This window comes from Actinophytocola sp. (assembly GCF_035762905.1).
Taxonomy (GTDB): Bacteria; Actinomycetota; Actinomycetes; order Mycobacteriales; family Pseudonocardiaceae; genus DASYTH01.
On the sequence record NZ_DASUCC010000109.1, the window covers coordinates 33693 to 45230 of the forward strand.

Here is an 11538-nt window from a genome sequence, read left to right on the forward strand (position 1 = left end):
GACCTACCACGCGCCTACCGGCCCACCCACCATCGGGGTGATCGTCACTGCTCCTTGAGCTGTGCGAGCACGGTCCCCTGGGTGATCGCGGCGCCCGGCTCGACGGCCAGTCCGGTGATGACACCAGCTTTGTGCGCGGTGACGGGGTTCTCCATCTTCATCGCCTCCAGCACCAGGATGAGATCACCGGCCGCGACCCGCTGTCCCTCGGCCACGGCGACCTTCACCACCGTGCCCTGCATGGGCGCGGTGATCGCGTCGCCGGACACCAGGGTCATGCCGCCGGTGCGTTTGCGCGCGGCCGGCCGGAGAACCTTGGCGGGTGCCGGACCGCCCACGAGCGTGCTGAAGTCCTCCGGCAGGGACACCTCGACCCGCCGGCCGTTCACCTCCACGGCCAGCCGCCGGCGTGGCCGCTCGTCGGCGCCGGCCGGCTCGGTGTCCGGCTCGAACGGGTTGTCCCACTCGGTTTCGATCCACCTGGTGTGCACCTCGAGCGATCCGTCCCCGGCGAACGCCGGATGACTCACGATGTGCCGGTGGAACGGCAGCAGGGTGGCGATCCCCTCGATGTCGTACTCCCGCAACGCGCGGTGGGCCCGCCGCAGGGCCTGCGCGCGAGTGGGACCCCACACGATCAGCTTGGCCAGCATCGAGTCGAACTGTCCACCGATGACGCTGCCCGCCACCACGCCCGAGTCCACCCGGACACCGGGCCCGGCCGGCTCGCGGTAGCGAGTGATCTGACCGGGCGTCGGCAGGAACATCCGGCCGGCATCCTCCCCGTTGATTCGGAACTCGAACGCGTGCCCGCGCGGTTCCGGGTCCTCGCTGCACTCCAGCGGGTGCCCTTCGGCGATGCGGAACTGTTCCCGGACCAGGTCGATGCCGGTGGTCTCCTCGGTGACCGGATGCTCGACCTGAAGCCGGGTGTTCACTTCCAGGAACGACACGGTCGCGCCCTGCACCAGGTATTCCACCGTGCCCGCTCCGGAATACCCGGCCGCCCGGCAGATGGCTTTGGCCGATTCGTGGATGTGTCGACGCTGGTCTCCGGTCAGGAATGGCGCCGGGGCCTCCTCGAGGAGTTTCTGGTACCGGCGTTGTAGTGAGCAGTCGCGGGTGCCGAGCACGACGACGTTGCCGTGCTGGTCGGCCAGCACCTGGGCCTCGACATGCCGCGCCCGGTCCAGGTACCGCTCGACGAAGCACTCGGCACGGCCGAAGGCTGCGGTCGCCTCGCGCGTCGCGGACTCGAACAGCTCCGGGATCTCCTCGAGGGAACCGGCGACCTTCATGCCGCGTCCGCCACCGCCGAAGGCGGCCTTGATGGCGACCGGCAGACCGTACCGCTCGGCGAACTCGACGACGTCCCGGGCGCCACTCACCGGTTGCTCGGTACCCGGCACCAGCGGGGCACCCACCCGCGCGGCGATCCGCCGCGCGGTCACCTTGTCCCCAAGCGCCCGGATCGCCTGCGGGCTCGGCCCGATCCAGATCAGGCCGGCATCGATGACGGCCTCGGCGAAGTCCGCGTTCTCCGACAGGAAGCCGTATCCGGGATGGATCGCGTCCGCGTCGCACCGCAGCGCGACCTCCAGGATCTTGCCGATCACCAGGTAGGACTCCGCCGCGGTCCGGCCACCCAACGCGAATGCCTCGTCGGCGAGCGAGACGAACGGGGCGTCCGTGTCCGGCTCGGCGTACACCGCGACGCTGGCGATCCCGGCGTCTCGCGCCGCCCTGATCACCCGTACCGCGATCTCGCCCCGGTTGGCGATGAGAACCTTGTGCACCTGGGAGTTCCCCTCTCGTCGGGTCGGTCCGCTACCCGGCACTGCGCCAGCTGTGCGGCGGAACGAACACCGCGGCCCGCTCCGGGTACAGCCACCGGGTGGTGGCCAGGGGCCGGGCATCGGGTTGTTGCCGGGCGACGAAGCACAGCACCGTCAACAGGGCACCCAGCTCGATGTCGTCGAGCGTGCCGGACTCGATCGCGAGCACCGGATCCTCGGCCATGACCGCCCCCCTCCTACAACGGTGCGTTTCCGTGTTTCCGCAGTGGCAGGTCGCCATGTTTGGAACGCAGCATTTCCAGGCTGCGGATGAGCACCGGCCGGGTATCGGCCGGATCGATCACGTCGTTGACCAGCCCGCGCTCGGCGGCATACGAGAAGTGCATGAGTTCGGCGCGATACAGCTCGATCTTCTGTTTCCGGACCAGCTCGTGATCACCGTTCGCGGCGGCGATGTCCCGCCGGAAGATGATGTCGACGGCCGCTTCCGGTCCCATGACGGCGATCTCGTTGGCCGGCCATGCGAAGACGAGGTCCGCACCGATCGACCGGGAGTCCATGACGATGTACGCGCCCCCGTACGCCTTTCGGACGATCACCGATATCCGTGGCACCGTGGCGTTGCAGTACGCGGACAGCAGCTTCGCGCCGTTCCGGATGATGCCGTCGTGCTCCTGTCGCACGCCCGGCAGGAATCCGGGTACGTCGACGAACGTGACAAGGGGGATGTTGAAACAGTCACAGGCTTGCACGAATCGTGCCGCCTTCTCCGACGCGGCGATGTCCAAGGCGCCGGCGAGTACGGACGGCTGGTTGGCGACGATACCCACGACCTGGCCGCCCAGCCGGGCGAACGCGCAGATGACGTTGGTCGCCCAGCCCTCCTGTACCTCGAAGACGAACTCGTCGTCGACGATCTCCTCGATGACCGCCCGCATGTCGTACGGCCGGTTGCCGTCCGTCGGCACCAGTTGGTAGAGCCCCGTGCAGCGGCGGTCGGCCGGATCGGTCGCCGGCCGGGCGGGCGGTTGCTCCCGGTTGTTCGCCGGCAGCATCGACAGCAGCAACCGGACGTCCTCCAGGCAGGACTGCTCGTCGTCGTAGGCGAAATGCGCGACGCCGGACAGCCGGTTGTGCACGTCCGCCCCGCCGAGTTCGTTCATGGTGACGCGCTCGCCGGTGACCGCGGCCACCACATCGGGACCGGTCAGGAACATCTGCGAAATGCCCCGGACCATGAAGACGAAATCGGTCAGCGCCGGGCTGTACGCGGCGCCGCCGGCACACGGACCCAGCATGACGCTGAGCTGCGGGATGACCCCGGACGCCTTGGCGTTGCGCCGAAAGATTCCGCCGAATCCGGCGAGCGCCGTGACCCCTTCCTGGATGCGAGCCCCGGCGCTGTCGTTCAGCGCCACCAGTGGGGCGCCGGATTCGACGGCCAGGTCCATGATCTTGTGGATCTTCTCGGCGTGTGCTTCCCCGACCGCGCCCCCCAGTAGGCGGAAATCCTGGGCGTAGACGAAAACCGTCCGGCCGAACACGGTGCCCCAGCCGGTCACCACGCCGTCGGTGAGCGGGCGGCGATCGGCCAAACCGAGACCGGAGTGCCGGGAGCGGCGCAGGCCATCGATCTCCTGGAACGATCCCGGGTCGAGCAACAGCGCGATTCGCTCCCGGGCGGTCAGTTTGCCTTTCTCTCGTTGCCGTCGCCCCGCCTCGTCATCGTCGTCGAGCAGTTCCCGCTTCAGCTCGACGACTTTCCCGACCGCGTCCTGCACGATCACACTCCTTTTCCTGGTCGCCGCGCCGTCAGGCGGGCGGCCGCTTGTGCTGTGCCAGTGCGACGAGCGCCGCCTGGTCGACCTTGCCGTTGGGCAGACGGGGCAGGGACTCGAGCACCGTCAGGGAATCCAGGTCGGTCGTGGGCAGATCGGGCGTGGCGGCGGACCCCGTGGTGGTCCGGACGAACCCGGCGAGCCGGACCGGGGTTCCGTCGGCAGCGGGCACGCCGACCACCGCACACTCCGCCACCTCCGGATGAGCTTCCAGTCCCCGGCGGACCGACGACGGCGACACCACCTCATCGCCGCTGCGGACCAGATCGCCGACGCGGTCGATCACGGTCAGCAGACCGTCGGCCGACACCGTGCCGTAGTCACCGGTCGGGAACCAGTCGGGCGCCGGCGCAGCCACCCCGGAACCGTCCAGGTAGCCCTGCATGATGTTCGGACCCGCGACCCAGACCTGTCCGGCGGTTCCCACCGGCACCGGCTCCGCGGCCGCATCGTCCAGTCCGGCGATCCGGACCGCGACGCCCCGCACCGGGGCACCGACCGAGCCGATTCGTTGGTACCCGGTGCGTTCCGTGCTGACCAGCGAGGTCGTCTCGGACAGCCCGTAGCCCTGCCAGCAGGGAATGTCCAGCGTCGAGCCGATCCGGACGGCCGCCTTCGCCGACAGCGCGGTACTCCCCGAGCCGATCATGCGGAGGTGCCGGACCCGGACCGAGCCGAATGCCGGGTCGGCCGCCAACTGCTCAAGCCGAACCGGCAGGGAGTACAGGTGGGTCGCCGCCGTCGCCTCGGCGGCCAGCACCGAGTCGAGTACCCGGGCCTGCCCGGCCAGGACCTGCCGGGCTCCGGCCAGCACCGAGGCATTCATGTGCATCGGATAGAAGATCGGCCTGCTGTGCGCGAGCGCGCCGGCCGCGGTGATGTCGTGGGCCGCCATGAGTTGCTCGGCGTTGGCCAGGACGTTGCGGTGGCTGTAGGCGACGGCCTTGGCCCGGCCGGTGGATCCGCTGGTGAACATCAGCGCGGCGGTGTCGTCCGGCAGTTCGGGCCGCGCACCGGTCCGCAGCCGGAGCAAGGCGCCGTGGTCGATGGGGAGCTCGTCCTGGATCAGGTCGGCCAGCCCCTGCCGGCTCAGCTTGGCGCGCAAGGCATCCAGCCCCTCGTGGGTGACCAGCACGGCCGAGGGCATCGCCAGCCGGAGGACGTGCGCCACAGCAGGGGCGGGCAGCAGCGGGTTGATCGGTGCGACGACGTTGCCGCTGCGGATCACCCCGTAGTAGTACGCCGGGAACACGGGGGAGAGGTCGGCCAGCAGACCGACCACGCCGCGGCCGGGGGCGGCGGTGCGCAGCGCCCTGGCCACCGACGAGGCCACGTCGTCCCAGGCCCGGAAGGTCATGGTCGCGGTACCGCCCTGCACCGCAGGCCGGTCGGCACCGCCGCGGACGGCCTCGGTCAGCAGCGTGTCCACCGTGACCGGGTGCCGATCGGGCAGCGGCTGCGCCACCACCCACGAGCACCCGGTGGCGGGCCACCGCATCGTGTCGTTCATGACGGGCCTCCTCGCGAGGTCTTGTCAGGCGAGGCACTCCGGCAGTCCGCCGTTGAGTGCCACCATTTCCGCGAACACCGACACCACGTCCAGCGGTGCACCCGGCACCGCGCCGTCGAGCTCCGCGTAGGCGCGGTGCAGGTTCGCGACCAGCCGTTCCGGGTCGCCCCACCGGGCGAACTCGCCCGAATTCGCTTGCGCCGCAACCGAACTGGGTGTCAGGCCGGCCCGGTACCCCGCCGTCGCGATCCCGTCGAGCCAGTCCAGGTATCGGGCCGTGGCGTCCAGTAGCCCGGGACCACCGAGCGGTCCGTGCCCGGGTACGACCACCCCGGGTCGCAGTTCCCGCAGCAACCCGACCGCGGCGTGCATCCCGGACAGCGACCCCATCAGCAGAAACGGCGTGCGGCCCGACATGATCACGTCACCGGCGAACAGCACGCGTTCCTCCGGCAGCCATACGACGGTGTCACCGCGGGTGTGCGCCGGCCCGACGTGGATCAGCTCGACGCTGCGGTAACCGTCGTCCAGGACGAGCCGGGTGTCGTAGGTGATGTCGGGCAGCCGCACCGACACCTGTCCCCATCCGACGTCCGGCCACAGGCCGGTCAGGCCGAGGCCGCTCTGCGCCAGCTCCCTCGCGGTCTCCGCGTGTGCGACAACCCGGGTGTCCGCGGGGAAGAAGCAACCACCGAAGACGTGATCACCGTGGAAGTGCGTATTGATCAGGTAGTCGATCGGCGGTGCGGCGAGGGCTCGGACCGCGGCCAGCTGCGCCTCGGTCCGCGCCTGGGTGGCGCACGTGTCGATCACCATGGTGCCGTCCGCCCGCACGACGGCACCGCTGTTGTTGACGCACCAACCGGCGTGCTCCTGGAGATAGGCGAATACCCCTGGGGCAACCGGCACCAGCGCCGGGGTGGCCGGCAGCCCGGCCGCCACGTCCAGCACGCGTGCCATGGTCAGGCCCCCTCGAGCAGCGACTTCGCGATCAGCATCGTGGCCATGCTGTTCGCGCTGAGTGCGTTGCGCGCCTTGTCGAGGTTCTCCCCGGCGACCTCCGGACGCAGCCGGATGACGTGCTCGGAGGTGAGCAGGGTCTCGCCCTGCCCGGCCCGGACGGTCCAGCTGCCCAGGTGCAGGTCGAGCAGCGGGGGCAGGTCCAGTTGCTTGTAGCCGATCCGGGTGGTTCCGTCGGTGATCCGGATGGACATCGTCTCGTGCACACCGACGCTGGACAGGGTCGTCATCCGCAGCGACTGGATGTCGGTCGTGCCGAAGTTGTCCAGCCGCACGGCACCGACATGCGGCAGCCGATCGGTCCAGTGCTCGGCCTGCCAGAGGAACGCGTGCACCGCGTCTGCCGCCGCGGCGATCCGGACCGAGTCGGTGAAGATCCGGACCTCGCCCTTCTCGCGCTCCGCGACGGCCTTGATGTTGGCCAGTTCCGTCCGGCTGTTCTCGTCGGTGACCCTCTCGATCCACGCGAGTGCCTCCGGGTCGTCGCCGACCGCCGAGAAGGTGTGCAGCAGCCGCAGGGTCGTCTGCCCGGGGCCGACCCGTTCGACGATCCAGGTGCCGCTCATCGACGCGATCGGCGGCGCCGGCACCGTTTGCCGGAAGGTGATCCGGCTCGCCCCGGGATCCAGCTCGCGCACCGAGATCCACGTTTTCACCTGATCGCCCGCGCGCGCCCAGATTCGGAAGGTCTCCGTGGTCTCGCGGCGATCGACGTGCGTCACCTGGATGGTCGGCTCGAACAGTTCCGGCCAACGCTCCGCGCGGGCGAGCAGGGCGAAGACCTCGTGGTGTTCGGCGTTGATCGTGATGTCGTGCGTGGTGTCCATTCCGGTGCCCTCACGTCAGTAGTTGCCCAGCCCGCCACAGACGTTGATCGCCTGCGCGGTGATGGAGGCGGCCAGCGGCGTGGTGAGATATTCGACAAAGCCCGCCACCTCTTCGGGTGTGCTGTACCGGCCGAGGGGAATCTTCGCCTCGAACTTCGCCAGGACGTCCTCCGTGGACACACCCCAGATTCTCGCGTAGTTCTCCCGGACATGTTGCGCCATCGGGGTTTCGACGTACCCGGGGCAGACCGCGTTCACGGTGATACCCGAGCCGGCCAGCTCAAGGCCGAGCGCCTTGGTGAAACCCACGACACCGTGTTTCGAGGCGCTGTACGGGGCACCGAGGACGACGCCTTGTTTGCCGCCCGTCGAAGCGATGTTGATGATCTGGGCGGCCTTGTGCTTCGTCATCTCCCCGGCCGTCAGTGCGTACCGGGACATCAGGAACACGCTGCGCAGGTTGGTGTTGACGACGTTGTCCCAGAGTTCGGTCGACAGGCCGCTGGTGACACCGCCGCCGGGGATGCCCGCGTTGTTCACCAGCGTCGTGACCGGTCCGAACTCCGCCACGCTCGCCGTCACGAGGGACGCGATCTCCTCCTCGTTGCGCACGTCGCATGCCCGACCGCCGGCCACGATGCCGAGCTCGCCGAGCTCCGCGACGGTTTCCTTGACCCGCAGCGCGTCCCGGGCACCGACGAACACCCGGTAGCCGGCGGCGCCGAGCCGCTTGGCGATCGCGAGGCCGATCCCGCTCGTCCCGCCGGAGATCAGCGCGACGCGATTGTCGGTGGTGTGGTCAGGCCGCATCCTGGCGCCCCTTCTGGATGGCGTCCAGCAGGGTCGCCGGAGTCCGCGCGTATTCGAGAACGTCGTCGTCGAGCCGGACCCCGTGCTCGCGTTTGAGGAGGTTCAGCACCTCGAGCAATGCGATGGAGTCGAAGCCGATGTCACCGAAAGAGGTGTCCGAGTCGACGGCTGCCGCGAGGTCGATGGCATCGTCGTCCCCCGCCACCTGGCGAAGTGCCGCGATCAGGATGTCGATATTCACTGTAGCCTCCTGCTGTTTGAACTGGTTCAGATCCGCGGCTTCGTCAGCACCATCGCCGAATTGAAACCGCCCCGTCCCCTGGCGAGCACCAGAACCGTGTCGACCCGGCCCGCGAACGGGCGGTCGACGATGCGCAGCGCGCTCGCCGCGGGGGAGAGCTCGTACCTCGGCGTGGGCGGGACGACCTGCTTGGCGATTGCCAGGCAGGCCGTCGCGACATCGAGTGCGCTGCCCGCGCAGCCGAGCCGGCCGATGCCGGTTTTCGGCACGGTCACCGGAACACCTCGCGGGCCGAACACGGCGGTGATCGCCCGCGCTTCGCGGTCGTCCATGTCGCGCGTGCCGAACCCGTCGGCGAACACGGTGTCGACCTCCCCGGTGTCCACTTCGGCGTCCCGCAATGCGGCCCGGATCGCGCGCTCAAGGCCGCGGCCGTCGTGCGCCGCGCCGTCGAAGGTGGACGCGAAACCCGCGATCTCGGCGTACCGGGTGCGCGCACCGGCGCCGTCCGGGCGTTCCACGGTCATGATGGCCCCGCCCTCGCCGGACACGAACCCGTCGGCATCGGGCGCGAACGGCCGGTACGCCGTGCTCGGATCGCGCTCGGTCGTCATCAGCCTGGCGCTGGTGTACGCCGACCAGCCCCACGGGCAGAGGTTGGTGTCGACCGCACCGGCGAGCACGAGTTCGCAGTCGTGCCGCAGTTGCCGGCGTGCCTGCCCGACCGCCTCCATGCCACCGGTGTCATCCGTGACCAGCGCGCGAGCGGCTCCCTTGAGGCCGTGCCGGATGGAGACCTGTCCGGTGTTGACCGCGTAGAACCAGGCGAACGACTGGTACGCGCTGACGTGGGCCGGGCCCTTGGACCACAGCGCCTGCATCTCCTTCTGCGCGAACTCGAACCCGCCGCTGTTGTTCGCGGTCACCACCGCCGAGGCGTACTCGGGGTACGCACCGTCCGGGATCGCGGCGTCCCCGAGCGCCGCACCGGCGGCGATCAGCGCGAACTGGGTGATCCGGTCGGTCTGCGGCAACAACCGTGCCGGCAAATGGGCTCTCGGATCGAAATCGGCGTACTCTCCCGCGATTCCGGTCGCATACCTGCTGCCGTCGAACCGGGTGATCGGTCCGATCCCGCTGGCCGACTCGAGCAGTGCGGTCCAGTACGGCTCGACGCCGATACCGAACGGGGAGACGATGCCGATGCCGGTGATGTGCGGTCTCATCGCGCCGCACCCCACTTCGAGATGATCATCGCACTCTGGAAGCCGCCGAACCCGCTGCCCACGCTGAGCACGTGATCCGGTGCCGCTTCCCGCGCCTGAACCGGGATGTAGTCCAGGTCGCATTCGGGATCGCGCTCGGCCCAGTTGGCGGTCGGCGGCAGCAGTTCGTGCTTGATCGCCAGCAGGCAGGCCGCGATCTCGATCGAGCCGATCGCGCCGAGCGAATGGCCGATCATCGACTTGATCGAACTGACCGGTGCGCGGTAGGCGTGCTCGCCGAGCGCGCGCTTGAAGGCGGCGGTCTCGTGCCGGTCGTTCTGCCTGGTGCCCGAGCCGTGCGCGTTGACGTATCCGATGTCGGCGGGGATGATCCTCGCCTGGTCCATGGCCGCCGTGATCGCCGTCGCCATCTCCGCGCCGTCCGGACGCAAGCCGGTCATGTGGTAGGCGTTGCACCGGCTCGCGAAGCCCGAGATCTCGCCGTAGATCGGCGCGCCGCGTAGCCGGGCCGACTCGAACTCCTCGATGACGAACATCGCCGCGCCCTCACCGAGCACGAACCCGTCGCGGCCGTTGTCGAACGGCCGCAAGGCACGTTCCGGCTCGTCGAGCCGCGGGGTCGTCGCCTTGATCGCATCGAAGCAGGCGATCGTGATGGGCGAGATCGGCGCGTCGGACGCCCCGCACACGGCCCGGTCGACCGAACCTTCGCGCACGAGATCCACGGCGTGCGCCACGGCGTCGAGCCCGGAGGTGCATCCGCTCGACACCACCGAGACCGGACCCTCGGCACCGGCCTCGATGGCCAGCTCGGCGGCGATGGAGCTGGGAATGTAGTAGCTGTAGTAGTTCGCACCGGCCTTCGACTCGTCCACCTCCCAGGTGCTGCCGTGCCCGCTCATCCGCACGTACTCGGCTTCCAGTGCCGGGGTCGATCCGACCGCGGTCCCGACCACAAGGCCGGTTCGCCCCGGATCGAACCGGCTCAGCTCGATACCGCTGTCCTCGATGGCTTCCCGCATGGCGACGAGCGCGAACTGCCCGACCCGGTCCATCCGGGACACCTCGGTGGAGGTCAGGCCGCACAGCTCCGGATCGAAATCGACCTCAGCCGCCACCTGGGACCGGAATGGCGTCGGGTCGGTCAACGTCATGATCCGGGTCGCGGTGCGCCCGTCGGAAATCATGTTCCAGAAGTTCTTCCGCCCTGGTGTTCCCGGCGCCACCACCCCTATTCCGGAGACGACGACCCTGCGATTCCTTGTCATGCCCACCTCATGTATCCCGCCGACAACAAATGGTTCAGCTCAGCTTCGCGGTCCGCGAAACGACCCGGTATCCCGCTGTCCCGCCGGTACGGAGCCAATCCGTACAGTCGATCACCCCGGTGACGCGCGCCCCGTTGCCTGCGACGGATTCCACCGTGAGCACCGTGCCCCGTACCCGAACGCCGTTCTCGGTCGGCGTGATCGCACAGTTCGCCAGGTAATGCCGCTGGACCGCACCCCGCGCGGACCTGATCTCCCGGCGGACCCTGCTGTGCTCGACGATCTCGGCGCGCCCCCGCAGCGTCGTGCGACCGTCGATCACGAACTCGGCGTCCGTGCCGAACGTCTCGCCGTAGGTAGTCAGATCGCCACGGTCGAGAGCGTGTATCTGTTCGGCGTAGAACTGCTCGACCGCGGACCGGTCGTCCGCACTCATCAGGTCCGCCACGGCTTGTCGTCGCGGGTGACCTTGCGGGCCCGGATCTGCCAGCGGTCGTCGCGCCGCACCAGGATGTCCTCGCAGAGGGTGCTGGCGTAGATCCCGGACGTGCCTGTCGTGCCGGTTTCGATGACTAGGACGTAGCTGGTCGCCCGTACCAGCCAGGCGGTGCGCGGCACGACCCGCAGCATCGACATCAGGTGCCGGTGGGTGATGCCGTCCCGGGCCCGCTGCTCGACGCCGGCCGCGGCCGCCGCCTCGATCTGCTCCCGCCCGAACACCAGCCGGTCGAACCCGCTCGCCGCGAAGGTCGCCTCCGGAACGAAGCCGCGGGCGAACCCGGCGGTATCGCCCCGGTCGAGCGCGGCCATGTGGTCCGCGTAGAACTGGGACAGTTCATTGTGGAGCCCTACCTCTGCCCGAACGGGCGGCCGGGCGATATTCAGGGTCGTCATATAACACCAGTGATCCAGTCGTTCGCCGCTCGTGCGGCATGCCGCAGTGGCGGCCGGCCAATGTTGTCGACGACGTTATGACGGCGTATCCGGCGGCGGCAATCGACT

12 protein-coding genes are annotated in these 11538 nt (G+C 69.3%); all 12 read right to left on the reverse strand.

The annotated features are described in order from the left end of the window. Positions 1-44: 44 nt before the first annotated feature. Genes VFV67_RS23525 through VFV67_RS23580 form a run of 12 tightly spaced genes read right to left on the reverse strand, consistent with a single transcriptional unit; the run spans position 45 to position 11430 of the window. Positions 45-1796 carry an acetyl/propionyl/methylcrotonyl-CoA carboxylase subunit alpha gene (locus VFV67_RS23525; protein WP_326472789.1) on the reverse strand — a complete coding sequence of 584 codons (1752 nt, stop codon included), beginning with the start codon at positions 1794-1796 and terminating at the stop codon, positions 45-47. A gap of 31 nt (positions 1797-1827) precedes the next feature. Next, positions 1828-2019 carry an acyl-CoA carboxylase epsilon subunit gene (locus VFV67_RS23530; RefSeq protein WP_326472790.1) on the reverse strand — a complete coding sequence of 64 codons (192 nt, stop codon included), beginning with the start codon at positions 2017-2019 and terminating at the stop codon, positions 1828-1830. Positions 2020-2032: 13 nt separating this feature from the next. Further along, complete coding sequence (locus VFV67_RS23535; RefSeq protein WP_414636331.1) at positions 2033-3577, reverse strand: acyl-CoA carboxylase subunit beta; 1545 nt, start codon at positions 3575-3577, stop codon at positions 2033-2035. 31 nt (positions 3578-3608) lie between these two features. Beyond that, entirely contained in the window at positions 3609-5144 is a 1536-nt protein-coding gene (locus VFV67_RS23540; protein WP_326472792.1) for a class I adenylate-forming enzyme family protein, read from the reverse strand. 24 nt (positions 5145-5168) lie between these two features. Further along, complete coding sequence (locus VFV67_RS23545) at positions 5169-6104, reverse strand: MBL fold metallo-hydrolase (RefSeq protein ID WP_326472793.1); 936 nt, start codon at positions 6102-6104, stop codon at positions 5169-5171. A gap of 2 nt (positions 6105-6106) precedes the next feature. Beyond that, the gene (locus VFV67_RS23550; protein ID WP_326472794.1) at positions 6107-6991 is read right to left on the reverse strand and encodes an SRPBCC family protein; all 885 of its coding nucleotides are present in this window, start codon (positions 6989-6991) and stop codon (positions 6107-6109) included. 15 nt (positions 6992-7006) lie between these two features. Beyond that, positions 7007-7801: an SDR family NAD(P)-dependent oxidoreductase gene (locus VFV67_RS23555; RefSeq protein WP_326472795.1), complete on the reverse strand. Its 795-nt coding sequence runs from the start codon at positions 7799-7801 to the stop codon at positions 7007-7009. Further along, positions 7791-8042: an acyl carrier protein gene (locus tag VFV67_RS23560; RefSeq protein ID WP_326472796.1), complete on the reverse strand. Its 252-nt coding sequence runs from the start codon at positions 8040-8042 to the stop codon at positions 7791-7793. Before VFV67_RS23560 ends, VFV67_RS23555 begins: the two co-directional genes overlap by 11 nt. 26 nt (positions 8043-8068) lie before the next feature. Further along, a complete protein-coding gene (locus VFV67_RS23565) occupies positions 8069-9268 on the reverse strand; it encodes a beta-ketoacyl synthase N-terminal-like domain-containing protein (RefSeq protein ID WP_326472797.1) in 1200 nt (399 codons plus the stop codon). After that, positions 9265-10536 (reverse strand): beta-ketoacyl-[acyl-carrier-protein] synthase family protein, encoded by a 1272-nt coding sequence (locus tag VFV67_RS23570; protein ID WP_326472798.1) that lies wholly within the window; start codon positions 10534-10536, stop codon positions 9265-9267. The genes VFV67_RS23565 and VFV67_RS23570 overlap by 4 nt, the downstream gene beginning before the upstream one ends. Positions 10537-10570: 34 nt before the next feature. After that, entirely contained in the window at positions 10571-10972 is a 402-nt protein-coding gene (locus VFV67_RS23575; RefSeq protein WP_326472799.1) for a nuclear transport factor 2 family protein, read from the reverse strand. Further along, on the reverse strand, positions 10972-11430 hold the full coding sequence (locus VFV67_RS23580; RefSeq protein WP_326472800.1) for a nuclear transport factor 2 family protein: 459 nt from the start codon (positions 11428-11430) through the stop codon (positions 10972-10974). The genes VFV67_RS23575 and VFV67_RS23580 overlap by 1 nt, the downstream gene beginning before the upstream one ends. Positions 11431-11538 lie beyond the last annotated feature (108 nt).